Source organism: Methylococcus sp. EFPC2 (assembly GCF_016925495.1).
Classification (GTDB): domain Bacteria; phylum Pseudomonadota; class Gammaproteobacteria; order Methylococcales; family Methylococcaceae; genus EFPC2.
The window spans coordinates 667672-689362 of sequence record NZ_CP070491.1; the positions used below are offsets into that span (position 1 = coordinate 667672).

The window sequence follows — 21691 nt, forward strand, 5'->3', positions numbered from 1 at the left end:
TTGGCCTTACCGAACTAGGACTAGAACATCTCGATATGCCTCGCAATACCCTACAGGCGCCGACTTATCGTATCGGCATATCGCCTCAGAACGGCAAGCCGAGCATGTCTTTGTAGTGACCGGGTACCGCTTCGAGGTCGGTTTCTTCGGATGGCTGGAAAGGTTGGCGATGATCCCAGGCATTATCGGCGGAAGGCACGATCCAGAATCTGCCTTCGGGGTCCTGTACTATCCACTGCCGGGAAGATCGATCCGCGAAAATGGCCGCCACCCGCTTCCTGGCGGAGGAATAGGAGCCCAGTTGTGGTGAACGTTGTCCCATGGTTGGTCTCCGCTTGATGGAAAGGATAGGAAATACAACGCCCATCCAGGAACGTTCCTCAAACACCGTGCATGAGTGCCGATGCGTTGTCAAGCCGCTTCTCCGAACACGGATGCATCGCGACATCCTCGTGGAGATTCAGGGACTATCCGTCTTGTCGGGAGAGCTCAACCAGTCGCCGAAGACCGTGTAGGCCACCGCCAGCAGGGTGGCGCCCAGGAAGATGCCCAGGAATCCCCAGGCCAGAAACCCCCCGATGACACCGACAAAAATGAGCAATATGGGGAGCTCGCCGCTGGTTTTGCTGATGAAATACGGCTTGATGAAATTGTCGATGGTGTTGATGAAAATGCCCCAGACCACGGTGAACGCCGCCCAACCTTGGCTATCGATGTGAAACAGCCAGATCGCCGTGGGTATCCAGATCAGGCCGGTGCCGATCTGCATGACGGCCGTCATGAAGCAGATCAAACCGAGCACGGCCGCACCCGGGACGCCGGCCAGGGCAAAACCGATAGCCGACAATATCGCCTGCAACAGCGCGGTGCCGATGATCCCCAGGAAAACGCCCTGCATTGTGTGCGCGGCCACATGCAAGGCCCCGAGGCCGCTGGCCCCGCCTATGCGCAGGGTGAAACGCTCCGCGGCCTGTCCGGCATTTTCGCCGTGCACATACAGAAATCCCGCCATGATCGTGGCCAGTATGAGGTACACCACCGCCATGGCCATGTTTGCGCCTTCCTTGATCAGCCAGCCGGCGGCGGTCAGCAGCATGGGCCTGACCCTCGCCGGATCGATGGCGTTCCTCAGATTACCCTCGCGCCAGGCATTTTCGATCCGCTCCCCGACCAGGGGAAGTTTGATCAACCAGGCGGGCGGTTCGCCGAGACGCAGCGCGGAAATTTTGCCGGTCAATTCGGGGAGGGACGGCAGCCAGTCCAGTACGGAGTTGATGGCCAGACTGACCGGGAGGGCGAACACGAGCAGTATCAGCAAGGCCATGATGAGTGCGGCGATCTTGCGCCGCCCCTTCAGTGTACTCACTAGCTTGAGATACAAACCCCAGGTGGAAAGGGTGATGATCACGGCCCAGACGAACGGTACCAAGAAAGGCACGGCGACCTTGAAGCAGGCCACGCCTATCAGTCCGACCAGCACCAGAATACCCGCACTCTCGATGAGTGCCCTGTGTAAGCCGTTCGACGGTTCGGTCATGAGGGGACTTCCAAGGGGTTAGGAAAAGCCGATTAAGCCTCAACCCGGAATCTGCCGGCCTCGTGGTCGGGTGAAATGCGGCGATGCCGCACTTCGTCTCCAGTTCGGCGGAGCCTGACAATACGGGTTTGGTCTTGAGTGTACCACCAAGCGCCGGAACCGGTCGGACTCCGAAAATGAACGCGTTGCGTACCGTTCGTCATCAACTTTCATACGGGGCTAGAGCCCAGCAGGCCGGCATCGGGCACACCTCCTTGCTCGGCCAATGCGGAAGAGCGACAAATACCAAGAACGCCGGCGGTTGAAACGGCCGACGCGAAAGGGTCGGGGTGTGAACCCCGGCCCTTTCAGTCCTTCACCCGGGTGACACCGGCGATCCCGAGCCCTCAGTGGTCGAGCAGCCGGCAAAACCGAAAATCAGTCCGGCTCCTGGAAAACAGACGCCTGGCCGGGCTGCAAGCCCTGGGCGGAAAGTATATCCGCCGTCACCGCCTCCACCGAAGCCAGTATGTCATCGTCTCCCAGGGAAAACTTTTCCTTGAGCAGGTTCGCGGCGGCATCTTCGGACGCATCCCAGACGATGTACATCTCCACACCCTGTGCGCCCTCTTTAGGATTACCGCTGGTAACTTGAAATACCCAGCCATCGATTTGATCCACGTTAGCACCTCGCTTGTCAGTTATTAGGAATAAAGTGCCTGCGGGCACGGCGTCGCCGCTCCGACGCCCGCAGCCCGCGTGCTTACCATTCGTTCTTCATGCCCCAGGGCGTCGCCCCGTCCACCAATTCCGCCTTGATGCCCTTTTTGGCCAAATCGTCCAGTGTCTTGTAGTAGGTCGCTTCATGCATCAAGGTTCCGGTCTTGGTGTAGAGCGCGACATAGCGCGCAGCCAGGTCGACCTCGACCACCAAATCCCCACCCGCATCCTCGGTCCGGCGTGCATTGCCGTTCCAATCCACGAAAAATCCCGGTGCTACCGTCACAATCAAGCCCTCCGTATCAAAAATGGAATGTGTACCCAGGGCGATACGCAAGACTCGCACCAAGATGGCTGATGAGGGGGATATGAGGAAATCCGCGGCCTGTGGCGCGTTACATCCGCTCCGGGCTTTGTCGTAAACCTTACAATTCGACGTGTTAGGGCGTCGTTGTGGCGGATCGCGACCAACGGGTCGGGCCGGAAATCGCATGCCGAAGGAGGCCTGCAAGGCTTAAGGCGAAACGTGGCGGCGGTACCGGTGGGGGAAAGAAATCACGGTGACGAGCGTTCGCACGGGCCCGTGCGATGAATGAGGCATTTTTTCGCGGCTGGCTGCTTGGCGGATCGTCCTGACGGGCCTTTGGCCATGTCGTCTCTTACCCGCATCCTGCTTTGCACTAGGGAAACACGGCGGCCTCTTCCGGTTTCGGTACGTCGGCTTTCTGTTCCGAGGACACGATCCAGCCGCCGCCCATCGCTCGATATAACTGGATGAGCGCGGTGAAGGTGTCGCTGCGCGCCTGCACCAGTTCGATCTGGCCTTCGTAGTATTGGCGCAGCGAATCGAGCACTTCCAGGTAGGAGGTGTAACCTTCGTCGAAACGCACGCGGGAGAGGTGCAGATAATTCTGCAAGGCTTCGACGCGGCGCGCCTGCGCCTGTTGCCGGTCGTTGGACTTGGCGCTGGCGACCAGGGCGTCCTCGAATTCGCGGAATGCCGAGATGATCGCTCTCTGATAAGCGGCCAGCGCGCCCCGTTGCGCGGCTTCGGCGGTTTGCACCTGGCCGGCTATCCGACCGGCGGTAAAAATCGGTGTCAGCAATCGGCTGCCTATGGTCCAGAAATTGGCTCCCGGCGCGAACAATTGCGCCAGTTCCACGCTCGCCTGTCCCACATCGCCGGTCAGCCGTATTTTCGGGAAATACTCGCCGCGCGCGACGCCGATGCGGGCGTTGGCGGCGATCAAGTTTTGTTCCGCCTGAGTGATATCCGGGCGACGGGCTAGCTGGTCGGATGGTAGCCCCGCCGGCACCGCGGGCGGACTCAACTCGTCCAGGGTCAGGCCCCGCGTTATGGCCCCCGGATTCCTGCCCAGCAATATGCTCAAGGCGTGTTCGGCCTGGGCGATCTGCTGTTCGTAGAATGGAATCTGTGCGCGGCGGCGCTCCAGTTCGGACGCCGTCTGACTGACCTCGATTTCGGAGGCATAACCCATGTTGAAGCGGGCCAGGGCGATGCGGTGTTCCTCCTCCAGCGTCTCGACGGTATGCCGGGTGATCTCCAGGCTAAGGTCGAGAGAACGGAGGGTGACATAGGTCTGGGCGACCGAACTGACCAGGGTCAGCACCACCGCGTCGCGGGCCGATTCCTGCGCGATCACGTCGGCGAACGCGGCTTCCTTGGCGCGGCGCAACTGGCCCCAGACGTCCAACTCCCAGAACAGAGTGGCGCCGAGTTGGGCCGAGTTGGTGTCCGGCAGCTTGCCGCCGCCGCCCACGCTGAGGGATGCTCCGCTCAGTTGGCGCCGATCGTAGCCACCCTGGCCGAATATCTGCGGAAACAGGTCGGAGCGGGTCGTGCCGTAGACGCCCATGAATTGCTCCACGTTGGCGACGGCGATCTTGAGATCCAGATTGCCCAGCAAGGCCTGCTCCACCAGCCGGTTGAGGGCCGGATCCCGCAACTGCTCCCACCAGGCGAGATTGGCGGTTTCCCGGGCATCGCCGGCGGCGAAACGCCATTGTTGAGGGGCGTCGATCCGGGGCTGCTGATAATCCGGCCCGACCTTGAAGCAACCGGCCAGGACGGTCATAAGCGCGACGATCATGAGTTTACGCATGGCCGCTCTCCTCCGCTGCTTCTTCCTTGCCTCGGCGCGAGAGTTTCTCGACCACGTAGAACGAGACAGGGATGAGGAAGATGGCCAGGCAGGTCGCCGCCGTCATGCCGCCTATCACCGCATAGCCCATCACCCGTCTCGACAAGGCGCCGGCCCCGCTGGCGATGGCCAGCGGTACGCAGCCGAGAATGAAGGACAAGGCCGTCATCAAAATCGGCCGCAAGCGTAGGCGCGCGGCTTCCAGCGAGGCGTCGAGGACGGACTTGCCCTGTTCGACGCCCATCTTGGCGAATTCGACGATGAGGATGGCGTTTTTCGCGGCCAGTCCGATCAGCATGACGAGGCCGATCTGCGCGTAGAGGTTGTTTTCGTAATGGCCCAGCATCAGGCCGGCGAAGGCGCCGAACACGGCGATGGGCGTGCCCAGCAATACGCTGAAGGGCAGACTCCAGCTCTCGTACAGGGCGGCCAGGATCAGAAATACGCAGAAGATTGCGAAAGCGAAGACCGCGGCCGGTGAAACGCCTTCCTGGGCTTTCTTTTCCTGGAAGCTCATGCCCACATAGTCGTAACCCATCTCCTTGGGCATGGTTTCCGCGAACACGTCTTCCAGCGCCCGCATGGCCTGCGCCGAACTGTAGCCGGGCTTGGGCGTGACGTTGATCTGCGCGCTGCGGAACAAGTTGTAGCGCATGGTGAATTCCGGTCCCTCGGTCTTGCGCACGCTGGTCAGCGCGGCGAGCGGCACGGTGTCTCCCGAGCTGTTGCGCACGTAGAACTGCCCTAGGGCATCGGTGTCCTTGCGATACTCGCCCTCAGCCTGCACATAGGTCTGCCATTGCCGTCCGAAGCGGTTGAAATAGTTGATGAAACCAGAGCCCATGTAAGCCTGCAGGGTCTTGTAGACGTCGGAGAGCTGCACGCCCTGCTTGAGCACCTTGTCACGGTCCACGTCCACGAAAATCTGCGGAACCGACGGCAGGGCCGTGGTCGTTGCGCGGGCGATCTCTGGCCGCCTGTTCGCCGCCTCGATGAACTTCTGAGTGTTTTCTGCGAGGAAGGCCACGTCCTTGCCGGCCCTGTCCTCGATCACCATGGTCACGCCGCCCGAGGTACCCACACCGGGAATGGCCGGTGGCGGGAAGGCAAATCCTACGGCCTCGGGGATCTTGGCCATTTCCTGGTTGAGATGCCGCTTGATCGCCTCGTATTGCTCTTCCGGCTGGGTGCGCTCCCCCCATTTCTTGAGTGAAATGAAGAAAAAGGTGTTGTAGGTGGTGTTGGCCTGACTGAGCATGTTGTAGCCGATGACCGAGGAGTAGTACTCCACGCCCGGCGTGTTTTTGAGGATGTCCTCGACTTTCTTGGTAACCTCATCGGTACGCTGCAGCGAGGACACATGGGGAAGCTGGATGCCGGCATACAGGTAGCCTTGATCTTCGTCCGGCAAAAAGCCCAGGGGGATGCTCTTGCCGAAGCCGCCGGCCAAAACCGCGAGACCTGCGAGGAAGACCATGCTGATCACGCTCTTGCGGATCAGCACGGAACACCAATTCACATAGCCTTCGTTGGTTATGCCGAAAACCTTGTTGAACCCGTCGTAGAACTTCTGCACCGGCCCCTTGCCGCGCACCCTGGGTTTCAGTAACAGCGCGGAAAGGGCAGGGCTGAGCGACAGCGAGTTGAAGGTGGAGATCATCACCGACACGCCGACGGTGACGGCGAATTGCTGGTAGAGCCGGCCGGTGATACCGGGGATGAAGACCGTCGGCATGAACACCGCGATCAAGGCCAGCGAGGTGCCGATGATGGGCCCGGTCACTTCCTGCATGGTCTTGAGCGTGGCCTCCTTGGGACTCAATCCCTTCTCGATGTGATGCTCCACCGCCTCGACCACCACGATGGGGTCGTCCACCACCAGGCCGATCGCCAGTACTAGGCCGAACAGCGACAAGGTGTTAATGGAAAAGCCCAGCGCCGGGAACAGCATGAAGGTGCCGATCAGTGAAACCGGCACCGCCAGCAGAGGAATCAGCGTTGGCCGCCAGCCCTGCAGGAACAGGAAGACCACGAAGATCACCAGCACCAGGGCCTCGAACAGGGTGTGCACGATCTCGTTGATGCCCTCAGTGACCGCCAGGGTGGTGTCGAGTGCGACCACGTAGTCCAGATCGTCGGGGAAGCGGGTCTTCAGTTCCGCCATCACCTTCTTGGCGCCTTCGGCCGCCTCGATGGCGTTGGAACCGGGCAGTTGGTAGAGGGCGACGAGGGCTGCGGGCTTGCCGTTGAGGCGGCCTGCCATGTCGTAGGTCTGCGCACCCAGTTCGATGCGGCCCACATCCTTGATGCGCACGATGGAACCGCTGGGCTCGGCGCGCAGCACGATATTGCCGAACTCTTCCTCGGTCTGCAGGCGCCCCTGGGCGCGCACGGCGTAGGTGTATTCCTGCCCGGCGGGCACCGGCTCGCCGCCGACCTTGCCGGCCGGGTTGACGGTGTTCTGCGCCTGCACCGCGCTGACGATCTCGGGGATGGTGATGTTCAGCTTGGAGAGCTGATCCGGCTTGACCCAGATCCGCATCGCGTATTGTCCTGCGCCGAACACCGAGACGCTGGCGATGCCCTTCACCCGCGTCATCTGGTCGTTGATGTTGATGTAGGCGTAGTTGGCCAGGAAGATGTTGTCGTAGCTGCCCTTGGGCGAGTACAGCGCGAACATCACCAGGGGTGAAGCGGTCGATTTCTGCACGTTGACGCCGAAGTTGCGCACGTCCTGCGGCAGTTGCGACTCGGCCTGGGACTTGCGCATCTGCGCCAACACCTGGTCGGTGTTCGGATCGGTTGCCACGTCGAAGTTGACGCGCAGCGTCATCTGCCCGTTGTTGGCGTTGATGGAGTACATGTAATTCATGTTGTCCACGCCGGACATCTGCTGTTCGATGGGCGTGGCGACCGACTGTTCCACCGTGACCGCGTCTGCGCCGGTGTAGGTGGTTTGCACCTGGATTTCCGGCGGCGCGATGGCGGGAAATTGGGCGATCGGCAGTTCCGTCATGGAGACGAGGCCTATCATCACCATCAGGATGGCGATGACGATCGCCACGATGGGACGATTGATGAAAAACTTGGCCATGGCGGCTTACCTCCCCGCGGGAACGGCGGAGGCTTCCGCATAGGGTTTGGGTTCGACCTTGCTGCCGGGACGCACCTTCTGTACGCCCTCGACAATCACCCGTTCGCCGGGTTTGAGCCCTTCTTCTATGATCCACAGCGCATCGATGGTTTCGGCCACCTTGACCGGGCGGATTTCGACCGTGTTGTCGGATTTCACCACCGCCACCAGACGCCGGCCCTGCATCTCGGCCACCGCGCGTTGCGGCACCAGCAAAGCCCCCGGTTTCTGCTTCACCACCGCGCGCACCCTGGCATACTGGCCGGGGCGCAGCAGATTGCCGGGATTGGGGAACAGGATGGCCATCTGGATGGTGCCGGTCTTGACGTCCACCTGGCGGTCGGCGAAGAAAAATTTGCCGGGATGCGGATAAGTCGATCCGTCGGCCAGTATGAGCTCCAGCGGCAGACCACCCTGACGTTCGCCGCCGTTCTCCTTGCCGCGGGCGAATTGCAAATACTGCTGCTCGCTTAAAGGGATATAAGCCTTGATGGGATCGACCTGGGACACCGTGGTCAGCACCTCATTGGCGCTGCCGGGGCCGACCAGGTTGCCGATCTGAGCCTTGGACATGCCGGCTACGCCGTCGATGGGCGAGATGATGCGGGTAAAGCCGAGGTCGAGTCGTGCCTTCTGCACGGCCGCCTTGGCCGCCAGCACCTCGGCCTGGGCGGAGGCTTCGCGGCCGACCGCGTTGTCGCGGTCGCGCACGCTGACCGCCTTTTCCGGCAGCAGCCTTTGTACGCGATCCATGTCGAGCCGGGCGGTCTTCAGCACGGCTTCCTGCCGGGCCAGCGTGCCTTGCGCGCCGTCGAGCGCGGCCTGGAACACGCGCGGGTCGATCTCGTAGAGCAGCTGGCCTTTCTTTACCGCCTGCCCTTCCTGGTAATTCTGCCGGATCAGATAGCCCGTGACCTGGGCCAAGATCTGGGCGTTCACCATGCCGTCGAGGGTGCCCACCCATTCCTGACGGATGGGCACATCCTTCTGCAGGACTTCGGCCACCTCGACGACCGGGGGCGGCGGGGGAGGGGGCTCCTTGGCCCTTTCGCAGCCGCTGCCGAGCAGCGCGAGCACCAGCCCGGCGCATGCCGCCGGATGTCGCACCGGCCAGGTGCCGTAACGCGTCAACAAACCGAGGAGATGAATTGGTTTCATTCTTCGTTCCCCTTGTGATCGAACGAATCGCTTCGTCGCCCGGTCGGCGACGCGAAGGGTTGACAGTCGTGCCGCATACATTCTGGACGAGTTACGACGAAATAATCCAGAACATGGATTTTTTTTTCGGGGGGCTTGCGCGTAGCATCCAATCGCGCGAGGCTATGATCTAAACCTGTCAGCCGAGACTTCGGCGGGGCGGGGGGCGACTTCGTATAGCCTCGTCATAACGACGGCCAGGACGGCCGGCCCGGTAAGGGAGTAGGTCGATGATAGAGAAATTGATCCGCCACACCCGCTTGACCGAAATCGTGGGCGACACGATCAGGGTCAAGGCCAAGGATGTCGCTTTTGGGGAAGTCGCACGGGTGGAAAACACCGACGGCGAAGTTTCCATCGCCAAGGTGGTCGATCTGGACCGCGACATCGTCAGTTTGCAGGTTTACGCCGGCGGCAAGGGACTCTCCACCGATGCCGGGGTCAGTTTCCTCGGACGGCCCCAGGAAGTGGTCTATTCGGAAAACATCCTCGGCCGCATCTTCCGCGGCTCCGGCGAGCCCGTCGACGGCGGCCCCGATCTCTCCACCGACCCCAAGATTCCGCTGGGTGGCCCCACCGTCAACCCGGTCATGCGCGTCATGCCCACGCACATGATCGAGACCCGGGTGCCCATGATCGATTTATTCAATTGCCTGGTCGAGAGCCAGAAAATCCCCATTTTCTCGGTCGCCGGCGAACCGTACAACGAACTGTTGGCGCGCATCGGCTTCCAGGCCAACGCCGACGTCGTGGTGTTCGGCGGCATGGGCCTGATCTTCGACGATTATCATTTTTTCCGCACCGCCTTCGAGGAACACGGGGTATTCCCCCGCACGGTGATGTATGTCAACCAGGCCTCAGACCCGCTGGTCGAGCGCCTGCTGATACCCGACATGGCGCTGGCCGTGGCGGAAAAAATGGCGGTGGAGGAAAACAAGCGCGTGCTGGTGCTGCTTACCGACATGACCGCTTACGCCGACGCCATGAAAGAAATCGCCGTCGCCCAGGAACGCATCCCGGCGGTGCGCGGCTACATGGGTGACCTCTATACCCAGTTGGCCAGCCGCTACGAGAAGGCCTGCGATTTCAAGGGCGCCGGCTCGGTCACCATCCTGACCGTGACCACCATGCCGGGCGACGATGTAACCCATCCGGTGCCGGACAATACCGGCTACATCACCGAAGGCCAGTTCTATCTGCACAACGGCGTGATCGACCCGTTCGGCTCGCTGTCGCGCCTCAAGCAGCACGTGATCGGCAAGGCCACCCGCGAGGACCACGGCCAGATCATGAACACCATGATCCGCTTCTATTCCGGTGGCGTGGAAGCGCAGAAGAAGCAGGACATGGCCTTCGAGCTTTCGCCCTTCGACCACAAGTTGCTCAAGTTCGCCCAGCTGTTCCGCGAGCGTTTCATGGACATCCGCGCCAATCTGCCGGTCATCGAGGCCCTGGATCTTTGCTGGCAAACCCTGGCCGAATGCTTCGAGCCGCAGGAACTGCTGATGAAGCAGAACTTGGTGGACAAGTATTTCCCCAAACGAGCCCCGAGCGTAGCCGAGGGGCAGGACGCGGCCGCGTGAGGAGCTATCGCCATGGCCAAACTCCGGCTCAGCAAGCAATCGCTCCATCATCAGCAGGAGCAATTGAAGCTCTACAAACGCCTGTTGCCCTCGCTGGACCTGAAGCGCCGGCAGCTGACCGTCGAGGCGCAGAAAGCCCGGGCGGAATTCGAAGCGGCCAAGGCCGCGGTCGAAGCGCTGGAAACCCGCATCGGCGAGGAACTGGCCATGCTCGCCGACGAGGAGTTCCAGCTCGGCAGTCTGGTAAGGGTCACGGGCTATAAGGTCGGCGAACAAAACGTCGTCGGCGTGCGCCTGCCCTTGCTGGAAAGCATCGAATGCCGGGTGGCCGATTACTCCCGCCTGGCCTCTCCGCCTTGGGTGGATGTGCTGGTGCAGCATCTCAGGGACGCGGCGGAGCAGCGTCTGCGCGCCGATATCGCCGGCCGGCGGGTGGCGATCCTGCAACAACAGGTCCGGCGCATCACCCAGCGGGTCAACCTGTTCGACAAGATACTGATCCCCACCTCGCAAAAAAATATCCAACGCATCCGTATCTATCTGGGCGATGTCGAGCGTTCGAGCGTCGTCACCTCCAAGCTGGCCAAGAGCAAGCAGGTGGGGGCCCGGTCCGCGGAGGAGGGGGCGCCATGAGCATCGTGAGACTGCAAAAAATCACGCTGGCCGGATTGTCCGACGACAGGGCAAAGCTGTTGGAAGACATCCAGGCCATGGGTTGCGTGCATGTCGTTCCCCTGAACGCCGAAGGCCGCGGCAAGCCTGAGCTTGCTTCGTCGGCCGAGGCTCGCACGGCCTTGCAGTTTCTCGCCAGCCATCCGCATAAACGGCGTCAGGTCCGCGATCCGGCCCGCTTCGATGCCGCCGAAGTGGAGCGGCAGGCCCTGGACGTCAGGCGTCGCCTCCAGGATTTGGAGGACGAACGCGATTTTCTGATCAAGCGCATTCAGGCTTTTGCTCCCTGGGGCGAATTCGAGTTTCCTCCCTCCGGCGCGTTGGCGGGCTATCGGATCTGGTTTTACCTGGTGCCCCTGAAGGACGTTCCGTCGATTGCGAAATCCGGCCAAGTGTTCGAAATCGTCGCGCGCGACAGGCGGCAGGCCTATGTACTGACCTTCGCGCACGAAGAGCCGCGCGATTTTCCAGGCGTCCGGGTGCATCTCGGCGACCGCTCGCGGCGTCAACTGGACGATCGGCTGGACGAGGTGGAACTGGCTCTCGAAGACGCGGCCGCCGAACGCGCCTATCTGACGCGTTGGTACGAATTGCTGCGCCGCAGCCTGGACGGCCTGGAAGACCGCGCCGCGCGATCCAAGGTGGAGGCGCAGACCTATGTGCGCGATCCGCTGTTCGCCCTGCACGGCTGGGCCCCGGCGGAATCGGCAGGGCCCATCGCCGAGTACGCCAAAGAACAAAACCTGTATTTCGCCGCCGAAGATCCGGGACCGGACGACCGCCCACCCTCGTATCTCAAAAACCCCTCATGGCTATCGGCCGGGGAAGACTTGGTCAATTTCTACATGACGCCCGGTTACCGTACCTGGGATCCTTCCGTCGTGGTGTTCCTGTCATTCGCCTTGTTCTTCGGCATGATCCTGGCCGACGCCGGCTACGCCGCGGTATTGGGCGGATTGCTGTTGATCTACTGGAAAAAAATGGGCGGAACGGAAAGCGGGCGCCGCTACCGCGCGCTCGGTTCGGCCCTGGTCGTGTGCGGCGCGGTGTGGGGTGTGCTGATCGGCAGTTACTTCGGATGGGAACCCGAACACGGGACCTTCCTGAGCCGATTCCATCTGCTCGACATGAAGGACTCCAACACGATGATGGCCATATCCATCGTCATCGGCTGCGTGCACGTCATCCTGGCCAATCTATGCGATGCCTGGCGACGCCAGGATAGGGCCGAAAGCCTGGCTCCGGTCGGCTGGGCCGTGGTCGTCGCCGGCGGTCTGGCCCTGGGCGGAGGTTCCGTGCTGCAGATCGACCTGCTTGCAACCCTGGGCAGCGGGGCTATCGTATTCGGCCTGGTTCTGGTGCTGCTTTTCTCGGAACCTCACGAAAAGCCCCTGAAGCGTATGCTGGGCGGTCTGCACGGCCTGACCGAAATTTCCCGGGCTTTCGGCGACGTATTGAGTTATCTCCGCTTGTTCGCCTTGGGGATGGCGGGAGCGTCCCTGGCCATCGAATTCAATCACATGGCCAGCGGACTGATGGACGCCGTTCCCGGCGTCGGCCTGTTGTTCGCGCTCTTGATCCTGGTTCTCGGGCATGTGCTCAACATCATCCTAGGGATAGCCGCCGCCGTGATCCACGGCCTGCGTCTCAACATGATCGAATTTTTCAACTGGGGACTGAAAGAAGAAGGAAGCCTGTTCCAGCCGTTCAGACGGAAACAAACTTAATCCGCCCGCGGGGTGAGGCACCGGGCGAATACGGCGCGCGGGTCTTAGATCATTCAAACCACTTTTACCTTCGAGGAGACATCATGGAAGCTTTCATCCTGATCCTGGGCTGGATCGGCATTTATGCCCCACTGGCGCTCGGTGCCATCGGCAGTTCCCTCGGCTGCGCGCGTGCCGGCATGGCGGCTTGCGGCGCATTGCTCGAAGTCGAGAGCGGCTACGGTAAGTTCGTCGGCGTAGCCGCCATGCCTTCTTCCCAGACCATATTCGGCATCGTCGTCACCATGACGCTACGCCGCGAGGTCACTCTGGATAACTCGGCCGGAATCTTCGCGTTGGGCCTGTTGTCCGGCTTGGCGCTACTGGTGAGCTCGATCCAACAGGGCAGCACCTGTGCGGCGGCGATCAATGCGTCCAAGAGCAAGCCGGAAGTCTTCGGTATTTCGCTCGCCCCGGCGGCGCTGGTGGAAGGCTTCTCGGTGTTCGCCATGGTATTCGCCCTGGTGCTGGCCGCCGGGCTGCCCAAATAGACGTGAGGGAATACAGATGAACCAAGCAGCCCAGTCCACCACACTAGGGGTCCAGGCCCTCATCGACCGTATACGCGATCAAGGCGTGCAGGCCGCCGAGGAAGAGGCCGCCCGCATCGTCCGCGAAGCCGAGGCCAAAGCGGCAAGGTTGCTGGCCGATACCAAAGCCGAGACCGACCGCCTGCGCGAGCTGGCGAGCAAGGAAATCGAAAGCGACAAGCAGGCGGCTCATGAGGCCTTGCGCCTGTCCGCGCGGGATGCGGTCCTGCACCTTAAATCGCGGATCGCGTCCTCGTTCGAGATTTTCCTCAAGCGCTTGGTCACATCCGCCACCCGCGACGAGGAACTCATCAGAGCTTTGGTGCTGGTGCTCGCCGGTCGAGCGGTCGAGGAGGTCATCCAGAACAAGGACATCCACGTCATGGTGTCCAGGGTACTCCTCACCGGCATACCCGACGAGGAAATACGGGAGCACGGGAAGAACATGATCCTCCAGTTGTCCAGTGACATGCTGCGCGAAGGGATAGAGCTGATACCGGCCTCCGATATCGACGGGGGCGCCCGGGTTCAACTGGTCAAGGATGAGTTGGAAATCGATCTTTCCGATAAGGCCATCACCCGTTTATTGGGTGAAAGAATGGTGCCCCGATTCCGCCGCATACTCGACGGCATCGAATGAAGCCATGGCCGCCGCTTACTACACCCTGATCGGCAGTCTGCCGCACCTTCCCCGCCTCGACCAGGCGGAGCGCTTGCCCATCAGCCGTCTGAAACTCGAACAGCGCCTGCGCATGCTGGAGACCGAAGACGCCGAACAACTCGCACGGGCAGAAACGCTGGCGGCCTGGCAAATGACTCTGAGCAAACCCAAAACCGACGCGGATATGGTGGCCCGCTACCAGGAGGCCATGCACTCCATGCAGCCCGTGTTGCGCGACTTCCTGGAATTCCGCTTCGGCCTGCAAACGCTGGTGGCCGCGCTGCGCCGCCGGCAAGTCGGTGCACCGGCACCGGCCCGCGGCGAAGCCTGGGGCACGGGCCCCTGGCTGCCGACCATCGTACGGCTATGGAACGAGCCGGACTTCGGCCTGGCCAAGGTTCACCCCTGGCTGCCCGAGGCGCGCGGCTATCTGGAACGTCAGGACGCCCTGGCGCTGGAAAGACAGCTGATGACCGTGGTGTGGAACTGGCTGAGCCGCACGGCCGAGAGCAACGCATTCGGATACGAAGCCGTGGTCGCTTACGTTTTTCGCTGGGACCTGCTGCGGGCTTGGCTGGCCCGCAGCCCGGCCGCCGCCAAAACGCGGTTTCAAGCCTTAATCAAGGAGGTCACCGATGTATCCTGAATCGCAAGCCCCGCGTATCGCCAAAGTCGTAGGGGTGAAGGAAAGCCTGGTGCTCATCGAAGTCGACGAGAGCGCTTCCATCACCAAGAACGAGGTGGGTTTCATCCACCTGCCCGCGGACAGGGCCGAGAACGGCGTGGAGCAACGCCTGAAGGCCGAAGTGCTGCGCATCCGCGGACGCACGGCGGACATGCAGGTGTTCGAGGACACGCGGGGCGTGCGGGTGGGAGACGTGGTGGAATTGTCCGGAGAAATGCTGCCCGTGGTGCTGGGCCCCGGATTGCTGGGCCAGGTCTTCGACGGCCTGCTCAATCCGCTCAACGCCCTGGCCAAAGAATACGGTTTCTTTCTGCCGCGCGGCGCCACCGTGCCCTCCCTGGACCCGGACAAGAAATGGGCTTTTACGCCCGCGGCGGCCATCGGCGCGAAGCTGCCACCGGGCGGCGTGATCGGTTCGGTCCCGGAGGGTCCTTTCGCCCACAAGATCATGGTGCCGTTCAAGGAGCCGGAAGCGGTCGAGCTGACCTGGGTACGCGAGGGCAGCGTGTCGGTGAACGAGGTCGTGGCTCGCTACAAGGACTCGGCCGGTGTCGAGCACGAAGTCACCCTGTCGCAACGCTGGCCGGTACGGCGGCCGATACCGGAAGGCATCGTGCGTCGCCGCTATGGCGAGCGTCTGTATCCGACCGAACCGCTGACCACCTCGACCCGCCTCATCGACACCTTCTTCCCCATCGCCCGCGGCGGCACCGGCTGCATACCGGGGCCTTTCGGCGCCGGCAAGACCGTGCTGCAAAGCCTCATCGCCCGTTACTCCACAGTGGACATCGTGGTGATCGTGGCCTGCGGCGAGCGAGCCGGCGAGGTGGTGGAAACCATCACCGAATATCCCAACACCAAGGACCCGCGCACCGGCGGCACGTTGATGGACCGCACCGTCATCATCTGCAACACCTCGTCCATGCCGGTCGCCGCCCGCGAGGCGTCGATCTATACGGGGATCACCCTGGGCGAATATTTCCGCCAGATGGGCTATCACGTTCTGCTGATCGCCGACTCCACCTCCCGCTGGGCGCAGGCCATGCGGGAAACCTCCGGGCGCATGGAGGAGATACCCGGCGAGGAAGCCTTCCCAGCCTATCTGGATTCGTCCATCAAAAACGTCTACGAACGGGCCGGCGTGTTGCGCTGCCCGGACGGTTCGGTCGGTTCGCTGACCCTGATAGGCACCGTCTCGCCGGCGGGCGGCAATTTCGAGGAACCCGTCACCCAGTCCACCCTGGGCACCGTCAAGACCTTCCTCGGGCTATCGGCCGACCGCGCCTACCGGCGCTTCTATCCGGCCATCGATCCCTTGATTTCCTGGTCCCGCTATCTGGATCAGCTCTCCCCCTGGTTCACCAAAGAACTGGGCAGTTTCTGGGTGCGCGACGTCAAGCGCATGCAGACCCTGCTGGAGCGGGGCGACGGTATCTACCAGATGATGCAGGTGACCGGCGAGGAAGGCATCACCCTGGAAGACTACGTGGACTGGCAGAAATCCCTGCTGCTGGACATGGTCTATCTGCAGCAGGACGCGTTCGACGAGGTGGATGCCTGCATGCCCCGAGAGCGGCAGCAGGAAAGTTTCCAGTTGCTCAAAAACCTGATAGACGCGGATTATCGTTTCCAGAACAAGGACGAAGCGCGAACCTTCTTCACCCAGATCACCGGGCTTTACAAGAACTGGAATTACAGCCATCCGGAAAGTGCCGAATTCGTGCGTTATCGCCAGGAAATCGGAAGTCTGGCCGAAAAATACCGCGTCCTTACGGAACATCCGGGCCAGCTTGCCGAGGCATGAGGGCTCGACCATCCCACCCACCCAACCCGGCGGAAAGAAAAAAATGATCAAGAAAGAGCTCATCAAGAAATTGAGGGTGGAGCCCGGCACCAAGGTTCGGCTCAAGGACTACGAAACCGGCTGGGCGCAGACTAAAAACCTGAAGGAGGCCGGCAAGGAACAGGTCAAGGAGCGCTCCAAGGAAATTTTGACGGAGAACCAGGCTCTCCTGGCGGAAGCCCAGCAAGTGCTTTATGCCGACGACCGCTACTCGCTGCTGATTGTCCTCCAGGCGATGGATGCGGCGGGCAAGGACGGCACCATCAAGCACGTGATGTCGGGCGTGAATCCGCAGGGCTGCCAGGTGTTCGCCTTCAAGAAGCCCTCGGCCGAGGACCTGGATCACAACTTCCTCTGGCGCTACATGCGCTGCCTGCCGGAACGCGGACGCATCGGCATATTCAACCGCTCCTATTATGAGGACGTTCTGGTGGTCAAGGTGCATCCGGAATTACTGCAGCGGCAGTTGCCGGACGGCAAACGGGGCAAGTCCTTCTGGGCGGCGCGCTACGACGATATCAATTCCTTCGAACGGCATCTGGTCCGCAACGGTACGATCATCCTCAAATTCTTCCTGCACGTCGCGAAGGACGAGCAGAAAAAACGTTTTCTGGAACGGCTAGACCGGTCCGAGAAGAACTGGAAGTTTTCTGCCGCCGATCTGGCCGAGCGCGAGTTTTGGGACGACTACCAGGACGCCTATGAAAACGCGATCACGGCGACCAGCACCGATTGGGCGCCCTGGTACATCATCCCGGCTGACGACAAATGGGCGACCCGCACCCTGGTCGCCGACATCGTCACGCGGACCCTGCAAGGCTTGGACCTGGAGTTTCCCGAGGTCACCGACGAGCAGCGTCAAATACTGGCGGAAGCGCGCCGCAAACTCGAGTCCGAATAAGCATGAGCTCCGTGCGCCAGGCCACCTCCTCCGTACGCTTCAACGATACGGGTGGGCCATGCCTCGTCCTCAAGGGAGACTGGCTGCTGGACGCGGCGATACCGGCTGCCGACGACGTTGTCGCACAACTGCCGCCGGCGGCTTCCCCAGCAGGTCCCGTCACCGTGGACGGCAGCGAACTCGGCCGTTGGGACAGCGCCTTGATGACTTATCTGATTGGCCTGATCGACGCCTGCCGTGAACGAGGCCTGCAAGTGGACACCGGTTCTCTGCCGGAAGGCGTCAGAGGCCTGCTCGACTTGGTCTATGCCGTACCAGAACGCAGCGGCGCGCGCCGTGACAGCGTCAAGACACCCTGGCTGGCACTATGGGGTGAAGCCGGGATCGTCGTCTGGAAAGATTTCCAGGCACTGGTGGAATTCCTGGGCGACTCGGCCCTTGCCACCGTCGCGCTGATCCGCGGGCGGGCCCGCTTCCGTGTCCTGGATTTATGGCTGAACATCCAGGATTGCGGGCCGTCCGCCTTGCCCATCGTCACGCTCATCAGCCTGCTGGTCGGACTCATCCTGGCTTTCGTGGGCGCCGTGCAGCTGGCCTTGTTCGGCGCGCAGATCTACATCGCCGATCTGGTCGGCCTAGGCATGACCCGGGAAATGGGCGCGCTGATGACGGCCATCATCATGTCGGGACGCACCGGCGCCGCCTATGCCGCCCAACTCGGCACCATGAACGTCAACAGCGAAATCGCGGCCCTCAGGGTGATGGGCATCGCGCCGATGGAATTCCTGGTGCTGCCGCGCATGCTGGCGCTGATTTTCATCATGCCTTTTCTGGGACTGTATGCCGACCTGATGGGCATCATCGGAGGTGGCCTGGTGAGCGTGAGTTTTTTCGATGTATCCCTGGTGCAATACCTCGACCGCACCAAGGATGCCGTGCATCTATACGACTTCCTGACCGGCACCTTCAAGTGCGCGGTGTTCGGCGTCCTCATCGCCATCGCCGGTTGCCTGCGCGGCATACAGTGCGGACGCAGTTCGTCGGCGGTAGGCGATGCGGCCACTTCGGCGGTGGTGACCGGGATCGTGTTCATCGTGGTGGCCGACTCGATCATCACCCTGATCTGCAACCGGCTGGGAATTTGAACGATGAATGAAGTGGTCATCACGGTGGAAAACCTTACCATGGCCTACGGCGACTTCCTGATCCAGCGCGATCTCAACTTCACCGTGAACCGGGGCGACATCTTCGTCATCATGGGAGGAAGCGGCTGCGGCAAGAGCACGCTGCTGATGCACCTCATCGGCTTGCAACGGCCTGCCAAGGGTGCCGTGTGGTTCGGCAAGCAAAATCTTTGGGAGTTGGAGGGACTGGAGCGGGAGCGCTTGATGCGCCGTATCGGCGTTCTCTTTCAGAGCGGCGCCTTGTTCAGTTCTCTGACTCTGGCCGAGAACATCGCGCTCCCGCTGGGCGAATTCACCGACCTAAGCCCTACGCAAATCCGCAAGGTCGTTTCCTACAAGCTGGCTCTGGTGGGACTGGCCGGTTTCGAAGAGTTTTACCCGTCCGAAATTTCCGGCGGCATGCAGAAGCGGGCCGGCTTGGCCCGGGCCATGGCCCTGGACCCGGAGATCCTGTTCTTCGACGAGCCTTCGGCCGGATTGGACCCGGTCAGCGCAAAATTGCTGGACGACCTGATACTCGGCCTCTGCCGCAGCCTCGGCACGACCATCGTGGTGGTCACGCACGAACTGGCCAGCATCTTCGCCATCGGCACCAATTCCGTATTTCTGGATCCGGAGAGCAAGACCATGATCGCCACCGGTTCGCCGCGGGCGTTGCTCGAAGAGTCTGTGGATCCGAAAGTCATCCGGTTCCTGACCCGAGACCGAAGCGATGTTCACCCCGAACATTAGAAGAAGGAGCACTCTTCCATGAGCAAGCCCGTCAACTCCACGGCCATCGGAGCCTTCCTGCTGGGCGGCCTGCTGCTGCTCATAGCGGGCTTGCTCGTTTTCGGCGGTGGCGAGCTCTTTAAGGAACGCCGGGAGTTTTTGATCTATTTCGATTCTTCGCTCAACGGCCTCAACGTGGGTGCACCGGTCAAGATGCAAGGGGTGCAGGTCGGCACGGTGAAGGACATCGTCCTGCAGATGGATGAAGCCAATAAACGGGTACTCAAGCCCGTGGTCATCGAGTTTGAGCCCGCGGCCTTTATCGACTTGCAGGGTCAGCCCATTCAAGGCGCCCGCACCGAAGAGACGCAGCGCAGGAACGTGCAAAAACTTATCGACGCCGGCTTTCGGGCCCGTCTGGAAATGCAGAGCCTGCTCACCGGTCTGCTGTACGTGGACCTCGACTTTTATCCGGACAAACCGGCACGGCTGGTTGGCATCGATTACCACGGCCTCCGGGAATTGCCCAGCATTCCGACCACCACCGACGAGTTGAAAAACGCCGCGGAAGAGGTGGTCAACCAGATCCGCAAGCTTCCCCTGGAAGAAATGGTCAAAGACCTTTCGGCCACGCTCAAGGAAATCCGCGACATCGTCAAATCGGACGAAACCTTGCGTTCGCGCAAGGCGCTGACGAATACGCTGGAAGAAACGGAAAAATTGATCGTGTCCTTCAACCGGCAAGCCGGACCCTTGCTGAAAGAAACCCACGACACCGTCAAGGAAACGCGCATACTGATGCAGGACTTTCGCACGGAGGTTCGCCCCGTCCTGACCGCCGCCGAGCGGGCCATGCTCAAGGCCACCGCCGTCCTGGAGGACAGCCGGGGCGCCATCACCGCGGTGGAATCGGCGGCAGGGCCCGACGCACCGCTGCACCAGGCACTGATCGAGTTGCGCGATGCCGCCCGCTCGATCCGCGACCTGACCGATTACCTGGAGCGCCATCCGGATTCGCTGCTCTATGGCAAGCCCTGAATCAGGACACCCAAAAAGATGAACATACGACGCCTATTCCTGTTCACCCTGCTGATGGCACTTGGCGGCTGTTTTCGCAACAGCGCCCCCATCCATTTCTACCTGCTGGAGCCTGTCGCAGCTACGCAGACCGTATCCGCAATTTCGGCGGGAGTCGAAGCGCCGGTCGTCGGCCTTAGGCAGGTGCGCATTCCCGCCTACCTGGATCGTCCACAGATCGTGACGGCGCTCTCCAACCAGGAATACAAGCTTGCGGAGGACCAGCGCTGGGCGGAGCGGCTGGACGACACGGTCACGCGCGTGCTGGCGGAGAATCTGTCCAACCTCGCTCCCACGGAGCGGATCGTGATTCATCCCTGGCCCGCCCAGCAAAGGGTGGACGCCCAGGTCGGCGTGACCATACAGGAGTTTCACGCGGATGCGGCGGGGCAGGTGCGCTTGAGCGCGCTGTGGACGCTCACGGCAGCCGACGGGGGGCCGGCCCAGCGGAAATTTTCCTGCCGCCAACCGGCTTCGACCACCGACTACGCCCGTATCGCCGCGGCGCAAAGCGCCTGCCTGGGCGAGCTGAGCCGGGCGATTGCCGAAGCCGTCCGGGCGCTCCCCGATGTCGCGCCTGCCACCCGGTGAGGGCATGCCGCGGGGGCGCGGGTCCGTGACATGATGGCCAAGGTATGAAGCCCGAGGCGGCGAATCGGCAAAGCTCCCCGGCCCGCGCCGGCGGCAATTTCCTGTACCTTTTCGCCGGCTTGCTGATGACCCTGCTGGTGCTTCCGCTCACGAATGGCATGGCCTACCTGGGGCGATACGCGTTTACCCTGCTATTCAGCGTGTTCATGCTGGTCGGGGTGTGGAGCCTGTCCGCCTCGCGCCGGGTTTTCCGCTTAGGGATAGCGCTGGTGTTGGCAGTTGGCGTCATCACCGGCACCGGTCTATTCTCGGGCGCCCACTATCTGGAGCCGGTTGGGCTCCTGCTGATGCTGATATTCGCGATCCTGAGTTGCCTGATCGCCGCGCGCAACGTGTTCATCTGGCACCGGGCCGATTTCAACTCGCTGGTCGGAGCCTTCTGCGTCTATCTGCTGATGGGCTTGATCTGGGCCGTGTTATTCAGGCTGTTGCACCTGTACGGCTGGGCATCGTTTTCAGGCAACATTACCGAGGAGGAACGGCAACTGTTTCCCGATCTGGTGTATTTCAGCTTCGTCACCCTGGCCAGCCTCGGTTACGGCGACATTGCGCCGGTTGGCGCGGTGGCGCGCACATTCGCTTATCTGGAGGCTGTGATCGGCCAGCTTTATCTCGCCGTCATGGTCGCCAGCCTGGTGGGGGCATTCATTTCACACCGAAGCCGGGAATGAAGACCGGCCTCCAGAGTGTCCGATCGCT

20 protein-coding genes are annotated in these 21691 nt (G+C 61.8%); 13 read left to right on the forward strand and 7 right to left on the reverse strand.

What is annotated here, in order from left to right:
* Window positions 1-85 precede the first annotated feature (85 nt).
* The 7 genes from JWZ97_RS03000 to JWZ97_RS03030 form a co-directional block, all read right to left on the reverse strand.
* Window positions 86-322 (reverse strand): hypothetical protein, encoded by a 237-nt coding sequence (locus tag JWZ97_RS03000; protein ID WP_205433303.1) that lies wholly within the window; start codon window positions 320-322, stop codon window positions 86-88.
* A gap of 138 nt (window positions 323-460) precedes the next feature.
* A complete protein-coding gene (locus JWZ97_RS03005; RefSeq protein WP_205433304.1) occupies window positions 461-1537 on the reverse strand; it encodes an AI-2E family transporter in 1077 nt (358 codons plus the stop codon).
* 417 nt (window positions 1538-1954) lie between these two features.
* A complete protein-coding gene (locus JWZ97_RS03010; RefSeq protein WP_205433305.1) occupies window positions 1955-2197 on the reverse strand; it encodes a hypothetical protein in 243 nt (80 codons plus the stop codon).
* Window positions 2198-2279: 82 nt separating this feature from the next.
* Complete coding sequence (locus JWZ97_RS03015) at window positions 2280-2522, reverse strand: hypothetical protein (protein WP_205433306.1); 243 nt, start codon at window positions 2520-2522, stop codon at window positions 2280-2282.
* 394 nt (window positions 2523-2916) lie between these two features.
* Entirely contained in the window at window positions 2917-4359 is a 1443-nt protein-coding gene (locus JWZ97_RS03020) for an efflux transporter outer membrane subunit (protein ID WP_205433307.1), read from the reverse strand.
* Window positions 4352-7492: an efflux RND transporter permease subunit gene (locus JWZ97_RS03025; RefSeq protein WP_205433308.1), complete on the reverse strand. Its 3141-nt coding sequence runs from the start codon at window positions 7490-7492 to the stop codon at window positions 4352-4354. Before JWZ97_RS03025 ends, JWZ97_RS03020 begins: the two co-directional genes overlap by 8 nt.
* Window positions 7493-7498: 6 nt before the next feature.
* Entirely contained in the window at window positions 7499-8689 is a 1191-nt protein-coding gene (locus JWZ97_RS03030; RefSeq protein ID WP_205433309.1) for an efflux RND transporter periplasmic adaptor subunit, read from the reverse strand.
* A gap of 269 nt (window positions 8690-8958) precedes the next feature.
* On the opposite strand from JWZ97_RS03030, the gene JWZ97_RS03035 reads away from it, so the two are divergent.
* From JWZ97_RS03035 to JWZ97_RS03095, 13 genes are all read left to right on the forward strand, one after another.
* A complete protein-coding gene (locus JWZ97_RS03035) occupies window positions 8959-10311 on the forward strand; it encodes a V-type ATP synthase subunit B (protein WP_205433310.1) in 1353 nt (450 codons plus the stop codon).
* A 12-nt stretch (window positions 10312-10323) separates the two neighbouring features.
* Window positions 10324-10944 carry a V-type ATP synthase subunit D gene (locus tag JWZ97_RS03040; protein WP_205433311.1) on the forward strand — a complete coding sequence of 207 codons (621 nt, stop codon included), beginning with the start codon at window positions 10324-10326 and terminating at the stop codon, window positions 10942-10944.
* Window positions 10941-12710 carry a V-type ATP synthase subunit I gene (locus tag JWZ97_RS03045; protein ID WP_205433312.1) on the forward strand — a complete coding sequence of 590 codons (1770 nt, stop codon included), beginning with the start codon at window positions 10941-10943 and terminating at the stop codon, window positions 12708-12710. The genes JWZ97_RS03040 and JWZ97_RS03045 overlap by 4 nt, the downstream gene beginning before the upstream one ends.
* 83 nt (window positions 12711-12793) lie before the next feature.
* A complete protein-coding gene (locus tag JWZ97_RS03050) occupies window positions 12794-13240 on the forward strand; it encodes an ATP synthase subunit C (RefSeq protein ID WP_205433313.1) in 447 nt (148 codons plus the stop codon).
* Window positions 13241-13256: 16 nt separating this feature from the next.
* Entirely contained in the window at window positions 13257-13919 is a 663-nt protein-coding gene (locus JWZ97_RS03055) for a hypothetical protein (RefSeq protein ID WP_205433314.1), read from the forward strand.
* Window positions 13920-13923: 4 nt separating this feature from the next.
* Complete coding sequence (locus JWZ97_RS03060) at window positions 13924-14586, forward strand: DUF2764 family protein (RefSeq protein WP_205433315.1); 663 nt, start codon at window positions 13924-13926, stop codon at window positions 14584-14586.
* Window positions 14576-16429: a V-type ATP synthase subunit A gene (locus tag JWZ97_RS03065; RefSeq protein WP_205433316.1), complete on the forward strand. Its 1854-nt coding sequence runs from the start codon at window positions 14576-14578 to the stop codon at window positions 16427-16429. The genes JWZ97_RS03060 and JWZ97_RS03065 overlap by 11 nt, the downstream gene beginning before the upstream one ends.
* Before the next feature lie 43 nt (window positions 16430-16472).
* Window positions 16473-17369, forward strand: coding sequence for a polyphosphate kinase 2 family protein (locus tag JWZ97_RS03070; protein ID WP_205433317.1), 897 nt, complete (start codon window positions 16473-16475; stop codon window positions 17367-17369).
* A 2-nt stretch (window positions 17370-17371) separates the two neighbouring features.
* Complete coding sequence (locus JWZ97_RS03075; protein ID WP_205433318.1) at window positions 17372-18514, forward strand: ABC transporter permease; 1143 nt, start codon at window positions 17372-17374, stop codon at window positions 18512-18514.
* A gap of 3 nt (window positions 18515-18517) precedes the next feature.
* Window positions 18518-19285 (forward strand): ABC transporter ATP-binding protein, encoded by a 768-nt coding sequence (locus tag JWZ97_RS03080; protein ID WP_205433319.1) that lies wholly within the window; start codon window positions 18518-18520, stop codon window positions 19283-19285.
* Window positions 19286-19303: 18 nt separating this feature from the next.
* Entirely contained in the window at window positions 19304-20302 is a 999-nt protein-coding gene (locus tag JWZ97_RS03085) for an MlaD family protein (protein WP_205433320.1), read from the forward strand.
* An 18-nt stretch (window positions 20303-20320) separates the two neighbouring features.
* The gene (locus tag JWZ97_RS03090) at window positions 20321-20932 is read left to right on the forward strand and encodes a membrane integrity-associated transporter subunit PqiC (RefSeq protein ID WP_205433321.1); all 612 of its coding nucleotides are present in this window, start codon (window positions 20321-20323) and stop codon (window positions 20930-20932) included.
* A gap of 44 nt (window positions 20933-20976) precedes the next feature.
* Entirely contained in the window at window positions 20977-21663 is a 687-nt protein-coding gene (locus JWZ97_RS03095) for an ion channel (RefSeq protein WP_205433322.1), read from the forward strand.
* Window positions 21664-21691 lie beyond the last annotated feature (28 nt).